This window comes from Mycobacterium sp. E2238, assembly GCF_001672665.1.
Classification (GTDB): Bacteria; Actinomycetota; Actinomycetes; order Mycobacteriales; family Mycobacteriaceae; genus Mycobacterium.
The window spans coordinates 1-23,028 of record NZ_LZKF01000011.1 but is presented as its reverse complement, the minus strand read 5'-3'; the positions used below and the strand labels follow the sequence as shown (position 1 = coordinate 23,028).

Genomic DNA, 23,028 nt, shown 5'->3' with positions numbered 1-23,028 from the left:
CCAATGGTCACAAAATCCCCACTGGTAATCGTGGCGGCCGGATTGCTGCTTGCGGCCGCCGCGATGTCCGGGTGCACACCGCGGCCCGCCGGCCCCGGCCCCGCGGCCGAAAAGTTCTTCGGCGCCCTGGCGATCGGCGACACCGCCACGGCCGCCCAGCTCAGCGACAGCCCCAACGAGGCCCGCGAAGCGCTGAACGCGGCGTGGGCGGGCCTGCAGGCGACCCACCTCGACACGCAGATCCTCAACGCCAAGTACGCCGAGGACACCGGCACGGTCGGCTATCGCTTCACCTGGCATCTGCCCAAGAACCGGACCTGGACCTACGACGGCCAGCTGAAGATGGCGCGCGACGAGGGGCGCTGGGAGGTCCGGTGGACCCCGACCGACCTGCATCCCAAGCTGGGCGAGCACCAGACGTTCGCGTTGCGGGCCGACCGGCCGCGGCGCGCCTCGGTGAACGAACTCGGCGGCACCGACGTGCTGGTGCCGGGCTACCTGTACCACTACACGCTGGACGCCACCCAGGCCGGATCCGGATCCGCCCTGGCCGCGACGGCGCACGCGATCGTGGACGTCCTGCACCCCTTCAACGGCGGGCTGAACGACCCGCAGCTGCTCGCCGAGCAGGCCAGCTCGGCGACCCAGCCGGTGGACCTGGTGACGCTGCATCCCGACGACAACGACAAGGTCTATCCGGCGATCGGCCGGCTGCCCGGCGTCGTGGTCACGCCGCAGCCGGAGATCCTGCCGACGGATCCGCATTTCGCCCCGGCGGTCATGGCCGAGGTGAAGAAGGCGGTGGTCGACCAACTCGACGGCGAGGCGGGCTGGCGCGTGGTCAGCGTCAACCAGAACGGTGTCGAAGTCGAAGTCCTGCAGGAGGTGCAGGGGTCACCGGCGCCGTCGATCTCGATCACGCTCGACCGGGTGGTGCAGAACGCCGCCCAGCGCGCGGTCGACAACAAGGGCGGCAAGGCGATGATCGTCGTGATCAAGCCGTCGACCGGGGAGATCCTGGCGATCGCGCAGAACGCGGGCGCCGACGCCGACGGCCTGCTGGCCACGACCGGACTGTTCCCCCCGGGGTCGACGTTCAAGATGGTGACCGCAGGCGCGGCCGTCGACCGCGACATGGCCACCCCGAACTCGATGCTGGGCTGCCCGGGCCATCTGGACATCGGGCACCGCACGATCCCCAACTACGGTGGCTTCGATCTTGGCGTGGTCTCGATGTCGCGGGCGTTCGCCAGTTCCTGCAACACGACGTTTGCGGAGTTGAGCAGCCGGATGCCGCCGCGCGGCCTGACCCAGACGGCCGCCCAATACGGGATCGGGGTCGACTACGCGGTGGACGGCATCACCACCGTGACCGGCTCGGTGCCGCCGACCGTGGACCTGGCCGAGCGCACCGAGGACGGCTTCGGCCAGGGCAAGGTGCTGGCCAGCCCGTTCGGCATGGCCCTGGTCGCCGCCACGGTCGCCGCAGGTAGGACCCCGGTGCCGCAGCTCATCGCGGGCCGGCCGACCGCGGTGCAGGGCGACACGACGCCGATCAGCCCGAAGATGATCGACGCGCTGCGGCCCATGATGCGGCTGGTGGTCACCAACGGGACCGCCAAGGAGATCGCCGGCTGCGGCGCGGTCTACGGGAAGACGGGTGAGGCCGAATTCCCTGGCGGATCGCACTCCTGGTTCGCCGGATACCGCGGTGATCTGGCGTTCGCCTCGCTGATCGTCGGGGGCGGCAGCTCCGAGTGGGCGGTTCGGATGACGAAATTCATGTTCGAATCGCTGCCGCCGGACTTCCTGGCCTGACGCCGGCGGCCCGCCCCAGCGGTAAGTTGCGAGGGTAGGCCGAGGGTTCAAGCGTCAGGAAAGGCCATGACTGAGACCGGTGGAGAGATGGTGGCGTTACGGGTCTCGGACGCCGACCGCAACGGCACGATGCGGAGACTGCACAACGCCGTCGCGCTCGGGCTGATCGATATCGACGAGTTCGAACAGCGTTCGTCGCAGGTGTCCTACGCGCGCACCCGGGGAGAGCTGGACGGGCTGGTCGGCGACCTGCCCGGTCCGGGCGCGATCGTCACGTCCGCCGCCGACCGGGTCGAGCTGCGCGGCTGGGCCGGCTCGCTCAAGCGCCAGGGCGAATGGACGGTGCCCACGCGGCTGGCGTTGGTCCGCCGGCTGGGCTCCATCGAGCTCGACCTCACCAAGGCCCGGTTTGCGGGCCCGGTGGTGGTCGTCGAACTCGACATGCGGTTCGGCTCGGTGGAGATCCGGTTGCCGGACGGCGCCAGCGCGTCGATCGACGACGTGGAGGTCTACGTGGGCAGCGCCAGCGACCGCCGCAAGGACGCACCGGGCGAAGGGCGCCCGCACGTCGTGTTGACGGGACGGGTGGTGTGCGGCTCGGTGATCATCCGCGGGCCGCGGCGCTCGTTGATCCGCGGCCGCTTCGGCGGGGCCGCCCCCGCGCGGCGTGATTAAGCTGGTCGGCATGCCCGCTCGCACTGCGCTTGCCCCCGGAGAGGTGTCGCCGACTCTGCCGGTGCCCGGCCGCATCCCCCGTCCGGAGTATGCCTGGCAGCCCACCGTGCGGGAGGGCAGCGAGCCGTGGGTGCAGACCCCGGAGGTGATCGAGAAGATGCGGGTCGCCGGCCGGATCGCGGCGGGCGCGCTGCAGGAGGCGGGCAAAGCGGTGGCGCCGGGGGTGACGACCGACGAACTGGACCGGATCGCCCACGAGTACATGATCGACCACGGTGCCTACCCGTCGACCCTGGGCTACAAGGGCTTCCCGAAGTCGTGCTGCACGTCGCTCAACGAGGTCATCTGCCACGGAATCCCGGATTCGACGGTCGTCGAGGACGGCGACATCGTCAACATCGACGTCACGGCGTACATCGACGGGGTGCACGGCGACACCAACGCGACTTTCCTGGCCGGCGACGTCGCCGAGGAGCACCGGCTGCTCGTGGAGCGCACTCACGAGGCGACGATGCGCGCGATCAACGCCGTCAAGCCGGGGCGGGCGCTGTCGGTCGTCGGCCGCGTCATCGAGGCGTACGCGAATCGCTTCGGGTACAACGTGGTTCGTGACTTCACCGGTCACGGCATCGGCACCACGTTTCACAATGGCCTGGTCGTGCTGCACTACGACCAGCCCTCCGTGACGACGATCATGCAGCCGGGCATGACGTTCACCATCGAACCGATGATCAATCTCGGCGGCCTGGACTACGAGATCTGGGACGACGGCTGGACGGTGGTCACCAAGGACCGCAAGTGGACCGCGCAATTCGAGCACACGTTGCTCGTGACCGACACCGGCGTCGAAATCCTCACCTCGATCTAGAGGATTGAATCCGTGAGCGGGGCGCTGCTGGTCGCCGGCACCAGCTCCGACGCCGGGAAATCGGTGGTGGTCGCGGGCCTGTGCCGGTTGCTGGCGCGCCGCGGCGTCCGGGTGGCGCCGTTCAAGGCGCAGAACATGTCCAACAATTCCGTGGTCACCGTCGAAGGCGGCGAGATCGGCCGGGCCCAGGCGCTCCAGGCGCGCGCGGCGGGACTTCAGCCCAGCGTGCGGTTCAATCCGATCCTGCTCAAACCGGGCAGTGACCGGACGTCGCAATTGGTGATTCGCGGCCAGGTCGCGGATTCGGTCACGGCGGCAAGCTATGTGCGGCATCGCGACCGCCTCGCCGGGATCGTCGCGGACGAATTATCTTGCCTGCGCGATGATTTCGACGCCGTCATCTGCGAGGGGGCCGGCTCGCCGGCCGAAATCAACCTGCGTGCCACGGATTTGGCGAACATGGGCCTGGCCCGGGCGGCGAACCTGCCGGTGATCCTGGTCGGAGACATCGACCGCGGCGGCCTGCTCGCCCATCTGTTCGGAACGGTCGCGGTGCTCGAGCCCGACGACCAAGCACTGATCGCCGGCTTCGTCGTCAACAAATTCCGCGGCGACCCCGCACTGCTGGAGCCTGGATTGCGGCAATTGCACGCGATGACCGGCCGCCCGACCTACGGGGTACTGCCCTATGCCGACGAACTCTGGCTGGACGCCGAGGACTCGCTGTCGGTGGTCGCCGGCCGCGTCGTCGGCACCCCGCAACCGCCGCGCGGGAGCGAGTGGCTGCGGGTGGCCGCGATCCGGCTGCCCCGGATCTCCAACTCCACCGACGTGGAGGCGCTGGCGTGTGAGCCGGGCGTCACGGTGCGCTGGAGCGCCGACGCCGCCGACCTGGCCGACACCGACCTGATCGTGATTCCCGGCAGCAAATCCACCGTCGCCGACCTGACCTGGCTGCGCGATCACGGCCTGGCCGAGGCGATCACCGCCCACGCCGCGGCCGGAAAGCCGCTGCTCGGGATCTGCGGCGGCTTTCAGATGCTGTGCCGGCGCATCGACGACCCGGTGGAATCGGGGCTGGGCGAAGTGGCCGGACTGGGGCTGTTCGACGCCGACATCGCCTTCGGCGATACCAAGGTCCTGCGCCGCTGGCCGCCGCCGCTCGCCGGATACGAGATCCATCACGGCCGGGTGTCGCGCTGCGCGGAGGACGTCTGGTTCGGCGTCGAGGGCGGGCGCGACTGCCAACCGCACGGCCTGGTGCGCGGCGCGGTGTTCGGCACCCACTGGCACGGCCTGCTCGACAACGACGACTTCCGCCGCGCGTGGCTCACCGGCGTCGCGGCCGCGGCGGGCCGCGACGGGTTCCTCGTCGCCGACACCAACGTCGCCGCGATGCGTGATGCCCAGATCGACGTGATCGCCGATCTGCTCGCCGCGCACCTCGACACCGACGCCGTCCTCGGCCTGCTCGACGGTCCGCCGCCCCACCGACCACACATCGCAACTCGGTTGTGGCCGTAGGGGCTTCACGATTTTGTCCAAGTGTGGATGTCGAAATTGACGGCGACGCAAAACGCGTGGCGTACCCCCGAGGGGATGGCCGCTGAACGCAGGGATGTGGAGAAATCGTCGCGCGTGCGGGCCGGTCGGTTGTAGCGTGCGTAGATGCCCTCAATGATGACGACGCTCGACGGGTTCCCCGTCCCGGTAGCCGTGGCTGGTCCGGAACAGGGCGTCGTGGTCGTCATCCTGGGTGACGAGGAGCGCATCCCCGCCGCGTACGACGCGGTCTGCGAACGGCTGCACACCGCGTCGCTTCGGACGGTCGTCATCGGTCTCGACCCCCGCCTGACCCCCAAGTCGGTGGTCGGCATCCTCGACGCACTGGGTATCGGGTGGGCCGTGGTGGTGGGCGACCGCGCCGGCGGCGACCTGGCCTGGGAGCTCGCCGCGACGAAGCTGGGCCGGTTCGTCGGCCTGGTGGTGATCGATCGCGGCCATCCCCGCGCGGCCGATCGCGACGGCGCGGTTCGAGACGGCCACTGCCCGCCGGTGGAGATCGGCACCACGGTTCTGGTCAGTTCCCCGGCCGCGCGGGCGGTGGCGCGCGCCAGCCAGCAGTATGTCTACGCCGAGTACCGCGTGGTGCATTTGGGCCGGCGGACGGTGCAGGAGTCGACGGCACAGTTGGCCGCCGAGATCGTGTTGCGCACCAGTACCTGGTAGTCCGGGCGGCTTCGCCGAACAGCAACTCGCGCAAGCGGTTTGCGGCGGCTCGTGGCCGCTGGCGGCACCGCCGGGGATAGGATGCGTGGTGGTGAACGTCTCTGGGCGCCCGGTGGTGGGCCTGACCTCGTACCTGGAGCGGGTGCGGACCGGCATCTGGGACGTGCCGGCGGGTTATCTGCCCGCCGATTACTTCCAGGGTGTCGTGATGGCCGGCGGGGCCGCGGTGTTGCTGCCGCCGCAACCGGCGGAACCGGAGACGGTCGGCCCGGTGCTCGACGGTCTGCACGCGCTGGTGATCACGGGCGGCTACGACGTGGATCCCGCCGCCTATGGCCAACAACCGCATCCGGCCACCGATCAGCCGCGCGCCGCCCGCGACGCCTGGGAATTCGCGTTGTTGCGCGGCGCGCTGGACCGGGGACTGCCGGTGCTGGGCATCTGCCGCGGTGCGCAGGTGCTCAACGTGGCGCTGGGCGGCACGCTGCATCAGCACCTGCCGGAGGTTCTCGGGCACGACGGTCATCGGGCGGGCAACGCGGTTCAACAGGATGGCGGTGCGCACCGCCGCGGGCAGCCGGCTGGCCGCGCTGGTGGGGGAGACCACCGATGCTCCGTGCTACCACCATCAGGCGATCGACAAAGTCGGTGAGGGGCTGATGGTCAGCGCCTGGGATGCCGACGGCGTCGTCGAGGCGCTGGAGTTGCCCGGGGACCGTTTTGTGCTTGCGGTGCAATGGCATCCGGAACAGTCCCTGGACGACTTGCGCCTCTTCACCGCGATCGTGGACGCCGCGCGGTCGTATGCCGGGCGCGCGGACTGACCCGAGCGCTACGCGACCGTTCCGCGGTAGACGGCCATCGGTGCCGCGGCGGTCGCCCAGACCCGCGGTACCGACAACGGCCCGACCGACGTGGCGCCGCCGGCCCGCGCGGTGATCGTCCCGCCGCGAACGCCACGATGGTCGGGCGCCAGGCAGCGCAACGCCGCCGCCTTGTTGAGCGAATTCAGATAGCCGATCGCGACGCCCGAGGGCGCGGTGAGTGAGCTCAGTTTCGACAGCGGGCAGGTCGCCGACGCGAGGGAGACGTCGAACGTGGCCAGCGGCGACAGGGACAGCGCCCGCAGCGCGCCGGGCGCGGCTGCGATCAGCTGCCGCCCCGCCGATACGACCTCCGGCCCCGAGTCCAGCGCCCACGTGCCGTGGCTCGCGCTGCCGGGCGGCAACGTGAACGGCACGATGGTTGCGGCGTCGGCCGATGCCGCGGCGTAGGCATACATGGCGGCGGCGTCCTGTGCCCACATCCGTTCGTAGTCGGCCTCGGCGGCGGCGATCGCCGGGGTCACCAGACCCAGGGAGTTCGCCATGATCAGCGATGTGCGCCGCGCCCGGTTGGCGTCGATCGACGACGGCGGCACCGTTGCCGCTAACGCCCTTTCGTGTGCGCCGGCCGCAGCGGCGGCCTGGGCGGCCGCCTGCTCGGCGCGTATCGCGGTGGCGTTGAGCCAGTCGAGGTAGGACGCGGCGGCTTCGGGCGCGCCGGCGGGGCCCTCCCAGCTGGCCAGCAGCTTCGAGGTAACCGCCCGGTAGTCCGCGACCGCGGTGTGCAGCCGGGTGGCCAGGCGGGCCCAGGCCGTCGCGGCTTCGGCCATCGGTCCCGAGCCGGGGCCGGCATGCAGTTGTCCGGAAATGATTTCGGGCGGGAGCATCGTGACGTTCATCGCTATCTCTGCCTAACGACGGCGGTGGGGCCGCGGTTCGAAGGGGACTCTTCTGTTGGGACGTAGGCCCGGGGGTTACAGGCCTGCCTGCCAAGGAGCCCTCAGCGACGAGCGACGCAGAGCAGCGTCAACAGATTTCGGTCGGTCGGAACCGCCCCGGGCGCACGCGATGGTGCGCGGGGCAGCCGAAATACCGCGGCCGCAAACGAAGTCGGTAACGGCGACCCGATCGATGGCGGCGATGAGCGGGCCCAGATCGGCGGCCGATCCCGCGTCATCCACGCGGTCTTGGTGGTCTTGTGATGTGTCGGCGAGGAGCCCGGGGCGGCGGGGCCCGGATCGTGCGCTTGTAAGTGCGCGGCACTCACCCGGGCGAGTCCGGAGACCGCGCTCCCACGCGATGCCCAACCCACGGTCACCGCGCAGAACACACCGAGCACCGCGACGACTGCGATGATTGACCGCAATCGTCGAGTTCCACGGGTGTCGCCGACTGTCACAGTGGCCCGAACCTACAACACGAGCCTTGGGCGACAAGCCCAGCGAGCTGTGAAAACGATCAAAGTCCGGTGTGGGTTCGCGGCTGTCCGCCCATGCGGCGCAGGGGTTCAGCCGGTCGCTTGTCCGCCGCATGCGGTTCCGCGGCAGGCAGCCAGGCCGGCGGCGCCGACAACCCGCCGATCGAGATCGCGCGTCCGAAACCCACCAGCACCGCCGCGCGATTGGTCGTGCGCGCCTTCGACGCCGCAACACCGATGGCCACCGCGAGGGGGATGCTGGCTTCCCGGGCGAAACCGGTGCGCAGGGAACTCAGCTTGGACAACGGCGATGACATCGACAGCACAGCCGTGCGGAATCGCCGGCAAGATGCCGAGGATAGCCCGTCGAGCGCCGCAGGCAGCATCGAAACTAGTTCCGCGCCAGCCGATACCACCTCGTCACCGTCGGCGGCAGGCGGCGACATAAAGGGCGTCACGGTCGTGGCGGCCGCAGCGGCAGTGGCGTAGGCGTACATGGCGGCGGCGTTCTGCGCCCACAGCTGGTCGTAGTGTGCCTCCGCCAACGCGATCGCCGGGGTGTTCTGGCGCAGGTGGTTGGTCATCACCAGCGACCTTCGCAATGCCCGGTTGGCGACGAGGGTCTGCGGCGGCACTGTCGCGGCCAACGCCCACTCATACGCATCGGCTGCCGCACCGGCGCGGGCGGCGGTTTGCTCCGCCAATGCGGCGGTGGCCTGCAGCCACGCTACGTACGGTGCCGTCGTGTCGCCCATCTGCACCGCGGCGGGGCCGCGCAGGCCGTCCAGCAGCCCCGCGGAAACGAGGTACTTCGTCGCGGCATCGCGGAGCTGGGCGGCCAGCCTCTGCCACGTCGTGGCCGCGCTCAGCAGTGACGCGGCGCCGGGGCCGGAATACATTCGTGCGGTGTTGAGCTCCGGGGGTAGCGCGCCGAAGTCCACCGCTATCTGCCCCCGGCAGGGGCGCGGCGGGTGGGCGCTAATCCAGTGGGCGTGGGGGAGTTTGCTGCAAACATGGCTTCCTTGGGTAGGTAGCGACCGGCGTTCCTCGTCGGGTCGGGAGTTGCGCGCATGCCGACGGGCGTTGGCCGCGTCGGCCAGACATGGCTACGAGGGGCTCAGATTGCCGATCAGCGCCGGGACACGCAAAACTTGGTCAAGAGGTCTTGACCTGCAAGGAAAGTCGAGGGTGCGCGCGACGGGCATGCGTCGAGGGGCCGTTGCGCCCCAGCGGCCGACGCGAGTGACGACAGCGTCCACGACCAGCGCGGCACCGACAGCGAGAAGGTCGTCGGCCGATCACGCTTCAATCCCGCGCTCTTGAACGCCTTGTCGTCGTTGAGGGTGGAGCCGAAGTCGGGATGGCTGTGCGGTGCGAAGGCGTCCCGGATTTGTGGCCCGGTGTCGGTGGCCGCAATCGAGACCGCCACGTGCTGCGGTGGGCCGGCCGTCGCCGCAACCTGCAACGCCCAGAATCCGAAGGCAGCGGCGAAAAGGGACAGTGCAGCAATCACGGCCACAGCCGACCGGCGTGGCCTGTGCGAAGGTCTGCCTGCACCACGGAAACTCACAGTGCTGCCACCGTAGCAGCGCGGGGTGGGTGGTGGGCCGGCGAGTTCCCTTTGAAAGGGCTTAAAGATAGCGCAATTTCGGCTGTGAGCGTCTCCCGGGAAACGGCCGCGCGGCGGCACGGCGGCGACTAGTGAGCCGCGGCAGGGGATTTGAAGACGATCAGCGGGATGGCCGTTTCGGCGGGCGTCGCCGCACCGTGAAAGCCTATGAGGCGAGCCGTTTCCGGCGGCTCGTGCCCGGTCGCCAGCACGGCGGCATCGCCGGTGCAGACCACGACTACATCACCGATGCGCGCCAGGTGCGCCGGGCTGACCGGTCCGAACATCCCGGAGGCCACCGCCTGCTCGCGGCTGTACACGTGCGCCCGGCCGTCGAGCAGCTCGCTCCAGGCCGCCTGCACATCCGCCGCGGCGCCGGGCTCGGTGTGCAGGTAGCGAACCCTCGGCTCGCCCGCGACCACGCGGACTCCCGCGGCCAGCCGCGGGTCGGTGTCGAGGTCGACCCGCGCGTCCGGTGGAACGTTGAAACCGCCGTGGTCGGCGGTCACCAGCAGCGCCGCGTTCGGTGGCAGCGCCTCGACCAGGCGGGTGAGCAGCGTGTCCACCTGGGCCGCCGCTTCGTGCCACTGGGACGATCCGACGCCGAACACGTGGGCCGCGGTGTCCAGGGCCGCGGTGTAGCCGTAGACCAGGCCCGGCGCCGCGCGCAACTCGTCGGCCACCGCCCGCGCGTTGTCGTCGGTCGGCTGGATCGGGCGGAACTCGGCGCCGCGGTACGCCGCCTCGGTCAGCCCGCTGCCCATGAACGCGGCCGGCAGGACGGCGCGCGCGCTCACGCCGGCCTTGTTGAGCCGCCCGAACCAGGTGGGTAGGGGCTGCCACTCGGCGTGCGGTGGGTCGTCACGCCACAGGATGTGGTTGAGCACCCGATCGGTGCCCGGCACGTTCAACGTGAAGCCCAGGATCCCGTGCTCGCCGGGCTGCGCCCCCGTGCCCATCGACACCAGGCTGGTCGGGGTAGTCGACGGAAAGGTGCAGGTGAGCTCCGTGAGGTGGCCGGTCTGCCCGGCGAACACGGAGGCGAGCAGCGGGGCGCTACCGGCCAGCTCGCCGAGGAGGTGCCAGCCCAGGCCGTCGACCAGCACCACCGCGACGCGATCAACCTGATCGGCGCCGACCCAATCGGTCAGGCCCAACTTGTCGACGGCGCCCGGCGCGCCGAGCAGCGCACCGGCGGCGGGCAGCACATCGCAAAGGGAACCGGGCACGGGGGCCAGTCTGGCACGAGCAGGTCCCCAATGGCGGCGACCCACTTCGCCCGGTATGGCCGCGCTCGTGATCGCCGCCGACCCTAACGGCGGCGACCCACTTCGCCCGGCATGGCCGCGCTCGTGATCGCCGCGACGCGCGCCAGTCGCTCGCTCGTCACCCGCAGTTGACGCTCGGTTGCGTCGGCGAGGGCGCGGACCTGCCGCGGTGACAGACGGCCACACAGCCGCCCCCAGTGCAGCGCGACCTCGTCGCCCGCACCGACATCCGGCACCGCGCTGTACCCGTCGACCCAGACGTCGAACACAGCGGACGACGGTTCGGACAGGGCCATCCCGTCGCCGTCGAGCACCAGAGTTCGGCGCAGCACCTCGATCCGGTCGCGGTCGCGGGAAAGCACGGTTCCCCAGGTAATGCGGCAGTTGTCGAGCACGTTCAGGGGATGTTCGTCCATACCCCGGCCCAGGAACCGCGTCCACGGGTACACGCCGAACACGTGAAAACAGTGGTTGGCGGCGGCCTCACCGGCCAGGTCCGGCGTCAGGTGGGACCAGTAGCGGCCCGCCTGCGTGCCGATGATCGCCAGCAACGCGGTGAAGAAGTCCCGGGGGTCCAGGTCGGCGCCGACGCCGCCGCCCAGCCAGTACGACTCGACGAGCCGGTAATCCAGCGGGTCGGCGATCCCGGTCAGGTTCGACAGCACCCGCAGGTACGGCCACGCCCCGGAGAACTTCGTCGCGGCCCGGCGCACCTCGTCGACCGAACCTTCGCGCAGGGTGGCTCCAAGCGGGGGACCGCAATAGCCCAGCGCGTTGGGCGCGTACGCGTAGCGCGCGAACATTTCTGGGCCGTCGGTGTCACCGGTCAAGCGCGCCCCACCAGCTTGACCGCGTCCCGGTGCATGCGCCCGAAGTTGTAGTAGGCCGCGCACGCGCCCTCGGGCGACACCATGCAGGTGCCGATCGGGGTCTCCGGGGTGCACGCCGTGCCGAAAACCTTGCACTCCCAGGGCTTGAGCACCCCCTTGAGCACCTCGCCGCACTGGCACGCCTTGGGATCGGCGACCCGCACGCCCGGCATCGCGAACCGCAGTTCGGCATCGAATCCCGAAAAGTCGTCGTGCAACCGCAGCGCGCTTTGTGAGATGAAGCCCAGCCCGCGCCACTCGAAGTGGGGCCGCAGCGCAAAAACCTTGCCCATCAACGCCAAAGCGGCGGGATTGCCCCGCTCGGGCACCACGCGCGTGTACTGATTCTCCACTTCGCAGCGGCCCTCGCGGATCTGAGTCAACAGCATCGCGACCGCGGCCAGAATGTCCAGAGGTTCAAACCCGGCCACCACCAACGGCTTTCGGTACACCTCCGGCACGAACCGGTAGGGGCGGTTGCCGACCACCGTGGACACGTGCCCGGGGCCGATGAACCCCGACAGGCGCAGGTCCGGCGACTCGAGGATGGCCTTGATCGGCGGGACGATCATCACGTGGTTGCAGAACACGCTGAAATTGCTCAGTTTCAGGTCGCGCGCCCGGACCAGGGTGACGGCCGTCGACGGTGCGGTGGTTTCGAAACCGATGGCGAAGAACACCACGTGCTTGTCGGGATTGTCGAGCGCGATCTTGAGCGCGTCCAGCGGGGAGTAGACGAACCGCACGTCGGCGCCGCGCGCCTTGGCGTCCAGCAGGCTGCCGTGCGATCCGGGCACGCGCATCATGTCGCCGAAGCAGGTGAAGATCACGTCGGGTTGGCCGGCCAGCCACATGGCGTCGTCGATGCGGCCCATCGGGATCACGCAGACCGGGCAGCCGGGGCCGTGCACCAGCTCGACGTTCTCGGGGAGCAGGTGCTCGATGCCGTGCCGGTAGATCGTATGCGTGTGTCCGCCACACACTTCCATGAACTTGAACTGCTCGCCGTCGGCACCGGCCAAGCGCTCGATGGCGCCCAAAAGCTTGCGGGCCGCGGCCGGATCACGGAACTCGTCAACGAATTTCATGACGGTCCTTTCTCAGACGATCGATGAGGAGTCGAAGGCTTGGATCTCGGTGTCGTAGGCGTCGCCGAGCTTCTTGACGGCGGCCAGCGTGAGCAACGCCTCGGTCTCGTCGATCTTGGCCATCGCGAACCCGACGTGAACCAGGACCCAGTCGTCGGGTTCCGGCATGTCGTCGGAGAGCAGCCGCACACTGATGGTGCGCTGCACGCCGCTGACGTCGACCTTCGCCAAATAGTCACCGGGATCGGTGATCTCGACGATCCGCCCCGGAATTCCCAAACACATGGTCAGCTCCTTCAGCAAATCCTCGGCAGGGGGTCGCCGACGAGCATGTCGACGATCCGTGTTCCGCCGAATCCGGTTCGCAGCACCACGCTTTCGGCCGGTTCGGTGACGATTTCCCCGACCTCGGCCGCGTCGGCGCCCAAGGGATGCGACCGCAGGGCCTCGAGCCCGGCCGCCGCCTCCTCCGGCGCGACGACCGCGACGAACTTGCCCTCGTTGGCGACGTAGAGCGGGTCGATGCCGAGCAGCTCGCAGGCGCCGTTCACCATGGGCGCCACCGGAAGTCGTTCCTCTTCGAGCAGCACCCCGAGGCCGCAGGCCTGGGCCAGTTCGTTGCAGACGGTGCCCACCCCGCCCCTCGTCGCATCACGCAGCCAGCGGGTGGACGGCGCGGCCGCAATCAACAGCTCCACCAGCGGGCTGACCGACGCGGTGTCGGAACCGATGTCGGCCTCGATGGCCAGGTCGCCCCGCGCCAGCATGACCGCCATGCCGTGGTCGCCCATCGAGCCCGACAGCAGCAGCTTGTCACCGGGCCGCACCGACGCCGCGGACAGCGTGCGTCCCGCGGGAATGACACCGGCCCCCGCGGTGGTCACGAACAGGCCGTCGGCGGCGCCCTTGGGCACCACCTTGGTGTCACCGGTGACGATTTGCACCCCCGCCTTCGCCGCCGCCGCCGCCATGTCGGCGACGATCTCCTTCAATTCGGTGATGGGGAAACCCTCTTCGAGGACGAACGCCGCCGAGATCCACGACGGCACGGCACCGGCCATCGCGAGGTCGTTGCACGTGCCGTGCACGGCGAGGGCGCCGATGGAGCCGCCCGGGAAGCGCCTGGGCTGCACCACAAACGAATCCGTCGACATCGCAAGGCGTTCACCGCTCGGCAGCGTCAGGACCGCGCTGTCACCGAGTGACTCCAGCAGCGGGTTGCGGAACGCCTCCACGAACACCGCGTCCACCAGCGCCGCCGACGCCTTGCCGCCAGCGCCGTGCGCCAGCGTCACGTGGTCGTCGAGCAACCGGGGCCGGCGCCTGCGGAAGGACTCGATGCGCTCGATCACCTCGCCCTCGGCGAATCGTGGCCCCGACGAAAGGTATTCACCCGCCGACTTGTTCATGCCGCCCCCATGCCTTGCTTGCCGCCCAACTGTTGGTGCACGCTCAGCCACAGCTGATAGCCCAGCAGCGCTTGCGATTCCTGGATCCGGTGCACGCTCTGCGAACGAACGACGAAGCAGGCATCCACATTCGGATTGTTCGCGAACGCGCCGCCGTCGTAGCCGGCGAATCCGATGGTGTACAGGCCACGTTGACGCGCCTCGGCCAGCGCGGCGAGCAGGTTAGGCGAACCGCCGCTGGTCGACATGGCGATCGCGATGTCACCGGCCCTGGCGCGGGCGATCAACTGCCGGGCGAACACCAACTCGAATCCGACGTCGTTGCCCAGCGCGGTGAGGATCGCCTGATCGGTGGTCAAGGGCCACGCGGGCAACGGCATGCCGACCGGCGGCCGGGCGAACAGCCTCGCCAGGGTGGTGGAATCGGTGCAGCTGCCGCCGTTTCCGAAGGTGAACATGCGCCCGCCCGCCGCGAAACGGCGCGCGATCTCGGTGGCGGCCCGATCGAGCACCGCGGCGTTCGCGTCCAGCGTCGAGCGCCGCAGCGCCAGACTTTCGGCCGCCTTCGCCTGCGCCGACGCGGCCAGGTCAGCCAGCAGCGAGGCGGGATCGTCTTCCTGAGCGTCGATGAACGGATACAGGAAGTTGGTGGGCTCGTCACTCATGTATGCCCTCCTCCTCTATGCGGGCGATCGCCATGCCGGCGTGCACCAGCATCAAGTCCCCGGCGGCGACGGGGTCGATCAGGGTGGTCAGCACGTTCTCGATGCCGCGCGCGGTGCGCACCGTGGCGTGCCCGTCGACCGACGCCGTCACCGCCTCGCCGGGACGCCCCTCGTCGCTGCAGGTGACGCAAACCGATTCGGCGCACTCGGGTTTGAGCAGGCCGGGGTGCTCGAAGCACACGTGGGTCAGTTCCCACAGCAGGTGATAGAACAGCACAAAGCCACCCGTCGCGGGCACCCGCGGATCGGGGTCGTCGAGCCACAGCACGTGGTCGGCCATGCCCGCGCCGGGGCGTTCGCCGCTGCCGATCCAGATCGTGGTGGCGCCCCACGCCGGCGAGCGCCGCATCACCGAGCGGACCTGCGCGTCGTCGGCTCCCGAAACCGCGACCACGATGTCGCCCGGCCGCACGGACACTCGCACCAGGTCCACCAGGTCGGGTCCGGTCAGCGCCACCGCGGGCAGCGCCCGTTTGCCCATGATCACCGGGTGCACGAACTCGACCGCGATGTGCAGCGCGTGCGGCTCCCACGACGGCGCGATGGACCACATGGTGGCGCCCGCCGCGAAGCGCTTGGCGAGCGTGAAGGCGGTGGCGGCGAGGTCGTCGGCCAATTCGGCGCCCAGCCCGCGATCGATGGCTGTGGTGGTCATTTGTCAGCCCTCCTCCCGCGCCGTCAGCATGGCGATCACGGCCTGCCCGAGGGCGAGCCCGCCGTCGTTGGGCGGAACGATGTGGTGGGTCAGCACCTCGAATCCCGCCAGCTGCAACCGCTGACGACACGCTCTTCGCAACAACACGTTCTGGAATACCCCACCGGTGAGGCCGACCAACCGGGTGGCGCCGGCCACCTGACCGACCACCTTGACGACGGCGTCCGCGACGGCGTCGTGAAAAGCAGCGGCCAGCAGCGCGGGTCGCGTGCCGCTGTACAGCGCCGACACCAACGTCTGCACCATGGGGGCGGGGTCGATCACCCCGTCGGCGCCGACCGCGAGCGGCAGCGACGGCCTGGTCTGGGTACCCGCCGATTCCGCCAGCGCCTCCAGCTCGATGGCGGCCTGGCCTTCGTAGTCGATGCGGTGCCGCACGCCCAGCAGCGAGGCGACCGCGTCGAACAGGCGGCCCATGCTCGAACAGGGCACACATCCGGTTCCCGTCTCCAATTGCGAACGGGTCAGGCGCAATTCGTCCGGCGTCGCGGCCACGACGGGGGCCAGGTCGGGTGTCCAGTCGATGCCTGCCGACCACAACTGCGACAGCGCCATCCGCCACGGGTTGCGGACGGCCGCATCACCGCCGGGCAGTGGTACCGCCGAGAGGTGGCCGGCCCGGACGAATCGCTGGCTGTCGCGGCCGAGCTGGAGAATCTCCCCGCCCCAGATGGTCTGGTCGCACCCGTAACCCGTGCCGTCGAAGCAGACCCCGACGACGGGTTCGCCGATGCGCCCGTGCTCGGCCAGCAGCGACACCACGTGCGCGTGGTGGTGCTGGACGAGGTCCAGCGGTCGACCGTCCGCCCGGCGCTCCGCCCAGCTTCGGGTGTGATACCCGGGGTGCAGGTCGGCGGCCAAACGCGCCGGCTCACCACGTATCTCGCTGAGTTGGTGCACCGCCCGCTCGAACGCGCGCAGCGTCTCCCAGGTGCCCATGTCGCCGATGTGCCCGGACAGGTAGGCGCGCGAGCCGTCGGTGAGGCAGAAGGTGTTCTTCAATTCCCCGCCGACGGCCAGCACCGCCGGGCACTCGACATTCAAGTCGACCGGCAGCGGTGCATACCCGCGGGACCGCCGGATCGGCAGTTCGCACCCGACGCCCTCGTCCTTCAACACCCGCACCACCGAGTCGTCGCACGGCACGTGGATCGGGCGGTCGTGGTCGAGGACCGCATCACAGAGTGCCGGAAGTCGTTGTCTGGCATCGTCATCGGTGAAACAGATGGGTTCGTCGGATCGGTTGGCGCTGGTGAGCACCAGCGCGGCGGGGGGCGGGTCGGCGGCGCGGGGCACGCGCGCCAGCAGCAGGTGATGGATGGGGGAGTACGGCAGCATCAGTCCCAGCAGCGGGCTGCCCGGAGCCACGGCGTCGGCGATCGGCGCGATGTCGTTCGGGGATCGGCGCCTCAACAGCACGATCGGACGGGCGGGACCCAGCAGCACGGCGGCCTCGTCGTCGTCGACGTGGGCGTAGCGGCGAGCGATCTCCAGATCACGGACCAGCATGGCAAACGGCTTGGCGCCGCGCGCCTTTCGCGCCCGCAGCGCGGTGACCGCCGCCTCATCGCTGACGGCGCAGGCCAAGTGGTAGCCGCCGACGCCCTTGATGGCCACCACCGCACCGGCGGCCAGCGCGCGTTGGGCGGCCGCCAGCGCCGCGTCCGACCCGTCGACGCGTCCGCCCGCCGACCGGAACGACAGGGACGGCCCGCATTCGGGGCAGGCGATCGGCTGCGCGTGGAAGCGGCGGTCCGCCGGGTCGTGGTATTCGGCGGCGCAGCGCGCACACATGGTGAACCCGGACATGGTGGTGGCCGGGCGGTCGTAGGGCAGCTCGCGAACGATGGTGAACCGCGGCCCGCAGTTGGTGCAGGTGATGAAGGGGTGGCGGTAGCGCCGGTCACGGTGGTCGAAGAGTTCGGCGACGCAGTCGCCGCACGTGGCGATGTCGGGCGGAATCGGCGTCGCCTCGCCGCGGACGTCCCGGCTGGCCACGATCCGGAACCCGCGGCCGGCGCCGGCGTCGGCGGCGAGCTCGCTCACCGTGACGTCGCTGATCCGGGCCAGCGGTGGCGCCTCGGCACGGAGGCGGCGGCCGAATTCAGCCAGGCGTGCGGGCTCGCCCTGCACCTCGAGGAACACCGCGCCCGAATCGTTGCCGACGAAGCCGGACAGGCCGAGTTCGGTCGCGATGCGATGGACGAAGGGCCGGAAGCCCACCCCCTGCACGACACCGGTCACGGTGAAGCGCTGCCGAACGTCGCGGTGCCGCAGCAGCAGGGGGGACGAGGTCATCTCAGCCGACCTCCGGAAAGTCCGTGCGGCCCCGGCCCATCAGCTCCAGACCCGCCAGCGCCTGTTCGGCGCCCGCGCGGTCCGTCTTCTCGACGGCGAAGCCCATGTGGATGATTATCCAGTCGCCGGGCGCGAACGTCTCCTCCGGCAGCATGCCGACGTTGACCCTGCGCTGTTCGCCGGTGACGTCGACCAGGGCCAGCTGCCCTTCGAAGCCGTCCAGCATCCGGATCACTTGGCCGGGGATCCCTAAACACATGGCTCAGTGCTTTCTCGGCTGGTTGCGGCCGAGTGCGCCCGCAACGCCGCGACAATCTCCTCGACGGCCCGCGCGGCCCGCGGAACCGCCTGGGCCACCGGCTCGGTGAGGCCGATGCCCTCCTCGACGCTGCCGGCCTCGCACCCGACGACGACCGTGTAGGGCGGATCGCCGCCCAGCGCCCGCAGGCTGGCGAACACCGCAGCCGGATCCATGCTGTGGCCGTCGAAACCCATTGCGGTGGAATCTGCTTCATGATCGGCCTGGAAGACGTGCAACGTGCCGGGATTGCCGCGGCTGGGGACCGCGTCGACGAGCACCAGGGTGTCCCAGTCCTCGAGCAGGTCGTAGGCGAGGTGCATCCCGCGGATGCCGTAGTCGGTGACGCGGACGCTCGCACCGTCCTGCGGGATCTCGGCGGTGCGGATCACCTCTGATCCGAATCCGTCGTCACCCAGGAAGATGTTGCCGATGCCCGCTACCAGGATGCGCGCTGTCATTTCAGCAGCCGGTTACATCCGCCTCAGTTTCAGGTAGCGGCGGGCATCGGGCAGGGATGTCACCCCAAGCACCACTCCGATCGCCACCACCAACGCGATGATCGCGATGAATATCCAACCCAGGATCTCCATCTCGGACTCCTTTCACGAGTTTGCCGGGCTGCGTTGAGCTTCCAGAGGCTCGATTTCGTCGGGGGAGAAGTACAGGTAGCGGCCGTACCAGTCATGCAGGTCGGCGGCCGGGTCGTCCTCGACGACGACCGCGACGTGCTTGGTGCCGTCGACGTCCTCGTGCACCGAGGTGACGCGGGCGGTCTTGCCCGCGACGAAAATGTCCTGCGCGTCGGCGTTGCGCCTCGGCCGCAACCGGACCCGGCTGCCGCGCGCTACGCGGACCCCGTTCACCAGCACCGCATCGATTTCCGGGCGTACGGCGTTATCGGCCAGCGGATCCCACCAATCGACCCCGTCAGGGATCTCCGGGACCAGCCCCGAGATCGCGTGCGGATCACGCAGCACGCCGTGCAGGCGAGCCATCGCGTCGGGAGACATGGCGTCACATTGGTCGATGATCCGCGCCGCCCGTGGATCGGTGGCCCGGGCCTGCGCCTTCTCCTCGTCCGTCATGGTCATCACGCGCAGGGTCAGGATCTCGTCGATCTCGGTGCAGTCATACAGGGCGGTATCGCTCTGCTCGGCGACCTCCGGGTGGTCGTAGAGGATGATCGGCGAGATCAACAGCAGGTCGCGGCCGCCGGGCGGGCCGGCCAGCACCGGAAAGCAGCGGTGCTGGCTGCACCGGGATGCCGCATCGACGGCCGCGGGCGGCGGCTCGAGCAGCGAAACGAACTGCCCGCCTGCGAGTTCGGCGATGACGTGTGTTCCGATCATGGACCGCGCGATCGCGTCGTTCTTGTCCGCTGCACCGTCGCCGATGTTGCTGACCCGCACCGACACCCGGCACAGGTCGCCGTCCGCCTCGCTGGCGACCGTGAGCACGCCACGTACCTCCCGTCGTTGCCGCACCAGGCGCCCGCCATCGAGAAATTCGATGTCGGTGCCCGCGTCCGCCGTCACCGACAGTGTCCATGGCCCGCCGTCGAGGGCGACAGGGCCGAAGGACCTTTCGCATTCGACCGCTTCGTCCCAGGTCAGCCACGACCCGCCCGGGGTGGCGAGCTCGTCGACGGGCTCGTATTCCCCGGGGGAGACTTCGCGCTCGGCCCGGCGGTGCTGCAACTGCAGGAACCGCACCATCAGGGTCAGCTCCCCGGCGCCGTCGGCCAGAAACTGTGCTGCCAGGGTGTCGTCCTCGCCCAGTCCGGCCTGCGCGGCCCCCGGCGGGCCCAGAACGCCGAACTGCCAGCGTGATTGGTTCTTGGTCGAGGTGCCGCGGTACGGGTAGAGCAGATAGCCCTCGTAAAGCACCGCGTCGGCGACGGCGCGGGCCCGGTCCCAGTCGGCCGTCATTGCGCCGTCTCCCGGTCCGCGTCCAGCAGTGAGGTGATCGCGTGGTCGAGGTCGAGCAGCCCGTGCGCCGACTTGTAGGTGGCCAGGGCGGTGATGGTTTCGTGGCTCAGCCGCAGCCAGCCGGCGTTGGGGTAGTGCTGGGCCATCAGCTGCCGCCACACCGTGACCGGCATGTCGTAGCGGCATTCACAGTTCCACGGAACTTGCTGGACGGAAAATCCGCGTTCGGATTTGACGAAAATCGTTCCGCTGAAGAGGAATTGGAGCGGTAGCGCACCGTCGCGCAACGCATGCAGATATTTGGCGGCGGCAACTTCGAAATCGTAGGTGCAATCCAACGGCAGCGCCACGGTCGTGTTGCCGGCGAAACCCTGCACCATCGCGGTGCAGTGCTGCCAGAGGAAGGTGCGCTGGGTGCTCGCCCACCGTTCGCGCGGCCCGAACAGGTCCAGCAACCCGTCGGCTTCGGCGTCGGAGTACGAGCGTCGCAGCGGCTCGATGCGGACCTGGCAGCGCAGGGCGATCGCGTGCACCGGGTCGACCGCGCCACCACCGGTGTCCACGGCGACCCGCGCCGTCAGCACCGGGCTGACGGTGTACGGCTCCGGCGCCACGTCCAGGACCGAGAAGTCGACGTCCATCATGGCGGTGTTCTCACAGCGCGCGCTTCGAGGTGCGAGAAGAAGCCGTCGATGAACTCGCGCGCCTCCTGCCCTCCGTCGAACCCACGCCACAGCATGCGCAGCCGCCCGACGAATTCGTAGCAGGCGTCGATGGGGACGAGATAGCTTTGCGGCGCGCCGGATTCGGGGACCCGGACCAACAGCGCCTCGACGTCGTCGGCCAGCAGGCGCACCCGGGCGTCGGCGCCGCTGAGCGCGTCCCAAACATCCAGCGCGAGTTCGGATTCGCAAGCGCCGGCCGGTCCGGGATAGAAGGCGACGGTGCGCCCGAGTGCGGAGTTCCTGAAGAAGAAGGCGACACCCACCGGGATCTGCAGCGCCTCCCAGGCGCGGCGATCCAGCGCGAAGCCCGGGAATGACAGATACCGGTCGGGCACCGCGCGGTAGCGGAGTTCCGCCCGGGAGTCGGTGAACAGCAGATAGCAGGCGCGGCATACGCACATGAGCTGGCGGTCGGCCACGTTCACCACGTGCTGGTGTGCGTCGGCGATCGATTCCGAGCACATCTCACAGCGCTCCCCGGCCGGTTCGGGGGCCGCGCGATTGCTGCGGATGCGAGTCAGGACCTCGTACGGGGTCGTCATGCCGGGGCGCCCATCGGTTCGGCCAGCGCTACCGATGGCACCCCATCGCGACGCAGCAGGGGGAGCGGCTCGAGGTGAGCGCCATCGGGACCGGCGCCCGCATGCACGACGTCGAACTGTGTGCCGCAGCGCGGGCAGCCCAGCAGCGTCTCGCGCAGTCGTGCACCCGCCAACGAGCCGTCACACACCGGGCAGTGGTCGTGGTAGGCCAGCGGCAGGTCGCCGACCCTGCACACCAACAGCGGGGTGTCCGACACCAGGAATCCCGCTACCTCGCCGGGCTGCAGCTCGGCCAGTTCCGGTACCGGGTGCCAGGTCGAGCCGGTCGAATGCAGATGGGCCAGCAGCGATTCGGCGGGTATCACGGCCGGGTCGGGCGCGGATTCGGCGGTCAGCACCTCGATCGACGAGACCTCGGGCGCGGCGGCGCGCACCGCGTCCTGGACCGCCAATTCCAGCGTCACCGCCGATGACGGACAGCTCTTGCAGCTGCCGGTGAATGCGAGGCGCACGGTATCGCCGTCGACTCCGATCAGGTCGACGTCACCGCCGTGCGAGCCCAGGTACGGCCGCACCCGGTCGAGCGCGTCGGCCACCCTACGGTGCACGTCGTGGGGGTGCAGGCCGTGGACCAGGAGCAGGCTGGCCACCAGGTCGTCGGTGGCCAGCCGCTCGGCCAGGCCGGGGCCTGGTCCGTCCCGAGGGCCCTCTTGGGCCAGTAGCATGATCCGTTCCAGCCCGGCCCCGTAGAGTCCGACCACTTCACGGACCAACTCCCTCGCGCGTTCCTGCGCAGCCGGCCCACCCGCCGCGCAGGAATCCAGCAGGGTCTGGATCCGATCGCCCGCCGTGCGCCAACGCGCCGCACTGTCGTCAAGGGTTTCCGGGCGATCCACCATCTCCTCACTCCCCGACGGGTGACTGAGTTGGCGTGTGCAGTCTCTCCAGCGTCTTGCCCTTGCCCAGATACATGTGCACGCCACAGGGCAGGCACGGATCGAAGCTGCGCACCGTGCGCATGACGTCGATGCCCTTGAAGTTCTCCCGGCTGTTCTCCTCGAAGATCGGTTGACCCTGCACCGCGTCCTCGTACGGCCCGGGCGTGCCGTAGCTGTCGCGCGGGTTGGCGTTCCACGGGGTGGGCGGGTAGGGGTGGTAGTTGGCGATCTTGCCGTCCCGGATCACCAGGTGGTGGCTGAGCACGCCGCGCACCGCCTCGGTGAACCCGCATCCGATGGCTTCGTCGGGCACCTCGAAGCGCTCCCACGTCTTGGTGCGGCCGGCGCGGATCTCGGTCAACGCCTTCTCGGCGAAGTACAGCGCGCACGCCGCCGCGTAGGCCTGGAAGTAGGTGCGCGCCCGGTCCCGCTCGATGGTGTTGCTGCCGTATTTGGGCACCTTCCACTCGAACTCGACCGGGCCCTTGAGCGCGGTCTTGGGCAGGTTGATCTTGACGCTGTTGCCGGTCGCCTTGACGTAGCCGATGTCGACCAGGCCGGCCAGCGCGGTCGACCACAGCCGGGCCAGCGGGCCGCCGCCGGTGTCCAGCGCCAGGTGGTCCTTGCCGTCGAACCAGCGCGGCGACATCACCCAGCTGTACTTGCCGCCGTCCATGTCCCGCTTCTGCGGGTGCGGGTTGGTGTGCTGGTTCCACGGGTGGCGCCGGTCCACCGCGTTGCCCAGGGGATCGGTCTTGACGAACATCTCCTGCTCGGTCCAG

Annotated in this window: 23 protein-coding genes and 1 pseudogene; 6 read left to right on the top strand and 18 right to left on the bottom strand. The window is 69.7% G+C overall.

The window, feature by feature from the left end:
• The first annotated feature begins 3 nt into the window (after positions 1-3).
• The 6 genes and pseudogenes from A5711_RS00895 (at position 4) to A5711_RS00870 (ending at position 6,414) form a co-directional block, all read left to right on the top strand.
• Positions 4-1,818, top strand: coding sequence for a penicillin-binding transpeptidase domain-containing protein (locus tag A5711_RS00895; protein ID WP_067943168.1), 1,815 nt, complete (start codon positions 4-6; stop codon positions 1,816-1,818).
• A gap of 66 nt (positions 1,819-1,884) precedes the next feature.
• A complete protein-coding gene (locus A5711_RS00890; RefSeq protein ID WP_067943165.1) occupies positions 1,885-2,493 on the top strand; it encodes a DUF1707 domain-containing protein in 609 nt (202 codons plus the stop codon).
• A gap of 10 nt (positions 2,494-2,503) precedes the next feature.
• The gene (gene map / locus A5711_RS00885) at positions 2,504-3,361 is read left to right on the top strand and encodes a type I methionyl aminopeptidase (protein ID WP_067943182.1); all 858 of its coding nucleotides are present in this window, start codon (positions 2,504-2,506) and stop codon (positions 3,359-3,361) included.
• Between the two features lie 12 nt (positions 3,362-3,373).
• A complete protein-coding gene (locus A5711_RS00880; protein ID WP_067943163.1) occupies positions 3,374-4,885 on the top strand; it encodes a cobyric acid synthase in 1,512 nt (503 codons plus the stop codon).
• A gap of 144 nt (positions 4,886-5,029) precedes the next feature.
• Positions 5,030-5,590, top strand: coding sequence for an alpha/beta hydrolase (locus tag A5711_RS00875; RefSeq protein ID WP_197500933.1), 561 nt, complete (start codon positions 5,030-5,032; stop codon positions 5,588-5,590).
• A pseudogene (locus A5711_RS00870) lies at positions 5,487-6,414 on the top strand (gamma-glutamyl-gamma-aminobutyrate hydrolase family protein). Before A5711_RS00875 ends, A5711_RS00870 begins: the two are co-directional and overlap by 104 nt.
• A gap of 8 nt (positions 6,415-6,422) precedes the next feature.
• Here the strand turns inward: A5711_RS00870 and A5711_RS00865 are convergent.
• From A5711_RS00865 to A5711_RS00780, 18 genes are all read right to left on the bottom strand, one after another.
• Positions 6,423-7,313: a PPE family protein gene (locus tag A5711_RS00865; protein ID WP_067943158.1), complete on the bottom strand. Its 891-nt coding sequence runs from the start codon at positions 7,311-7,313 to the stop codon at positions 6,423-6,425.
• A gap of 559 nt (positions 7,314-7,872) precedes the next feature.
• A complete protein-coding gene (locus A5711_RS00860) occupies positions 7,873-8,772 on the bottom strand; it encodes a PPE family protein (RefSeq protein ID WP_067943155.1) in 900 nt (299 codons plus the stop codon).
• Positions 8,773-8,960: 188 nt separating this feature from the next.
• On the bottom strand, positions 8,961-9,344 hold the full coding sequence (locus tag A5711_RS00855) for a hypothetical protein (protein WP_156673173.1): 384 nt from the start codon (positions 9,342-9,344) through the stop codon (positions 8,961-8,963).
• A 185-nt stretch (positions 9,345-9,529) separates the two neighbouring features.
• Positions 9,530-10,669, bottom strand: a complete 1,140-nt coding sequence (locus A5711_RS00850) for an alkaline phosphatase family protein (RefSeq protein ID WP_067943149.1) — start codon at positions 10,667-10,669, stop codon at positions 9,530-9,532.
• 83 nt (positions 10,670-10,752) lie between these two features.
• Positions 10,753-11,538 carry a DUF6390 family protein gene (locus A5711_RS00845; protein WP_255398140.1) on the bottom strand — a complete coding sequence of 262 codons (786 nt, stop codon included), beginning with the start codon at positions 11,536-11,538 and terminating at the stop codon, positions 10,753-10,755.
• The gene (hypD, locus tag A5711_RS00840) at positions 11,535-12,665 is read right to left on the bottom strand and encodes a hydrogenase formation protein HypD (protein ID WP_067943143.1); all 1,131 of its coding nucleotides are present in this window, start codon (positions 12,663-12,665) and stop codon (positions 11,535-11,537) included. The genes A5711_RS00845 and hypD overlap by 4 nt, the downstream gene beginning before the upstream one ends.
• 12 nt (positions 12,666-12,677) lie before the next feature.
• Positions 12,678-12,950 carry a HypC/HybG/HupF family hydrogenase formation chaperone gene (locus A5711_RS00835; RefSeq protein ID WP_067943180.1) on the bottom strand — a complete coding sequence of 91 codons (273 nt, stop codon included), beginning with the start codon at positions 12,948-12,950 and terminating at the stop codon, positions 12,678-12,680.
• An 11-nt stretch (positions 12,951-12,961) separates the two neighbouring features.
• A complete protein-coding gene (gene hypE, locus A5711_RS00830; protein ID WP_067943141.1) occupies positions 12,962-14,074 on the bottom strand; it encodes a hydrogenase expression/formation protein HypE in 1,113 nt (370 codons plus the stop codon).
• Positions 14,071-14,739 carry an SIS domain-containing protein gene (locus A5711_RS00825; RefSeq protein ID WP_067943139.1) on the bottom strand — a complete coding sequence of 223 codons (669 nt, stop codon included), beginning with the start codon at positions 14,737-14,739 and terminating at the stop codon, positions 14,071-14,073. The genes hypE and A5711_RS00825 overlap by 4 nt, the downstream gene beginning before the upstream one ends.
• Entirely contained in the window at positions 14,732-15,454 is a 723-nt protein-coding gene (locus A5711_RS00820; protein ID WP_067943137.1) for a HypC/HybG/HupF family hydrogenase formation chaperone, read from the bottom strand. Before A5711_RS00820 ends, A5711_RS00825 begins: the two co-directional genes overlap by 8 nt.
• 3 nt (positions 15,455-15,457) lie before the next feature.
• A complete protein-coding gene (gene hypF / locus A5711_RS00815; protein ID WP_067943135.1) occupies positions 15,458-17,812 on the bottom strand; it encodes a carbamoyltransferase HypF in 2,355 nt (784 codons plus the stop codon).
• Between the two features lies 1 nt (position 17,813).
• Positions 17,814-18,071: a HypC/HybG/HupF family hydrogenase formation chaperone gene (locus tag A5711_RS00810; RefSeq protein WP_067943133.1), complete on the bottom strand. Its 258-nt coding sequence runs from the start codon at positions 18,069-18,071 to the stop codon at positions 17,814-17,816.
• Positions 18,062-18,571, bottom strand: coding sequence for a hydrogenase maturation protease (locus tag A5711_RS00805; RefSeq protein WP_067943131.1), 510 nt, complete (start codon positions 18,569-18,571; stop codon positions 18,062-18,064). Before A5711_RS00805 ends, A5711_RS00810 begins: the two co-directional genes overlap by 10 nt.
• A 144-nt stretch (positions 18,572-18,715) precedes the next feature.
• Positions 18,716-20,041 carry a hypothetical protein gene (locus tag A5711_RS00800; protein WP_067943129.1) on the bottom strand — a complete coding sequence of 442 codons (1,326 nt, stop codon included), beginning with the start codon at positions 20,039-20,041 and terminating at the stop codon, positions 18,716-18,718.
• On the bottom strand, positions 20,038-20,685 hold the full coding sequence (locus A5711_RS00795; RefSeq protein WP_067943127.1) for a DUF6084 family protein: 648 nt from the start codon (positions 20,683-20,685) through the stop codon (positions 20,038-20,040). Before A5711_RS00795 ends, A5711_RS00800 begins: the two co-directional genes overlap by 4 nt.
• Positions 20,682-21,308 (bottom strand): DUF5947 family protein, encoded by a 627-nt coding sequence (locus tag A5711_RS00790; protein WP_067943125.1) that lies wholly within the window; start codon positions 21,306-21,308, stop codon positions 20,682-20,684. Before A5711_RS00790 ends, A5711_RS00795 begins: the two co-directional genes overlap by 4 nt.
• Positions 21,305-22,207: a NifU family protein gene (locus A5711_RS00785; protein ID WP_067943123.1), complete on the bottom strand. Its 903-nt coding sequence runs from the start codon at positions 22,205-22,207 to the stop codon at positions 21,305-21,307. The genes A5711_RS00790 and A5711_RS00785 overlap by 4 nt, the downstream gene beginning before the upstream one ends.
• Positions 22,208-22,211: 4 nt before the next feature.
• On the bottom strand, positions 22,212-23,028 hold an 817-nt coding region (locus A5711_RS00780; RefSeq protein WP_197520126.1), incomplete at its 5' end, for a nickel-dependent hydrogenase large subunit.